Raw genomic sequence first — 850 nt, forward strand, 5'->3', positions numbered from 1 at the left:
CCGAAATACCATCCGGCCAGCACCACCAGGATGACGAGGAAGATGCTGCCGCCGCCACCGGTGCGGCCGCCGATCGGAATGCGGAACTGGCCACCGCCGCCGCCGAGCCCGCCACCGCCGCTGCGGTCGTCCTCGATATTGTCACTCTGACGACGGCCTCTCCAGAGCATGGCAACTCCTCGCGCTGCAAACTTCCCCGTTGTTGCGGGGCTCAACCCAACAAACAACTATCTCAATGGTTGCTCCAAGTCACAGCATTTTTCCAGACCGCGGCGGTTCTGGCATGACGGCCTCACCGCTCTGGCCGAGAGTGCGCAAGGCCTGTAGCATTGCTCGTGGATGGGGGATGTATTGGGCTTGAAGACGATCGGTTCGTTCCTGTCGCTGATTGCGGCGTTGTTTTGCCTCGGCACGCCGGTAGCCGGCGCGGTGACGCTCGATTCCAGCGTTGCCGTCACCGACCCCGCCACTTTGCAGGCATTGGAACGCGGCGGACTGTCGATCAGCCGCCTGCTGGGGCCAGCGCTCGGCCTGACCCGCGAGGTCGACAATCGCGGTCTGTTCTCGGTACCGGCTTTGGCGACGGTGCGCGACACAGTCAAGCAGCAGATCGCCGACGAGCCGAAGACCAGTCCGGACCCCTATGTCGCCGACATGGCCAGATCGAAGGACACCAGCCAGAAATTCAATCCGAAATACATCGACGACGACGGCTCGACGCTGGACCTCACCGGCGTTGTCAACCGCATGGACCGCGGCTATCTCGGCCACACCGAATGCGGCGAGATCCGGCTGATCTACCGCTTCCACTATTCGATCGCTGAAAAGCCGGTGAAGGGAAAGGCGGGCC

At 63.1% G+C, this 850-nt stretch carries 1 protein-coding gene and 1 pseudogene; one reads left to right on the forward strand and one right to left on the reverse strand.

Annotated elements, in window-relative coordinates:
* Positions 1-170, reverse strand: a 170-nt coding sequence (locus EN964_RS35895; protein ID WP_206528832.1) for a neutral zinc metallopeptidase, incomplete at its 3' end; no start/stop codon positions are given.
* A 187-nt stretch (positions 171-357) separates the two neighbouring features.
* On the opposite strand from EN964_RS35895, the pseudogene EN964_RS35900 reads away from it, so the two are divergent.
* Positions 358-850: pseudogene (locus tag EN964_RS35900) on the forward strand (hypothetical protein); the annotation flags it as partial.

It is taken from the genome of Mesorhizobium sp. M7A.F.Ca.CA.001.10.2.1 (assembly GCF_003998575.1).
Taxonomy (GTDB): domain Bacteria; phylum Pseudomonadota; class Alphaproteobacteria; order Rhizobiales; family Rhizobiaceae; genus Mesorhizobium.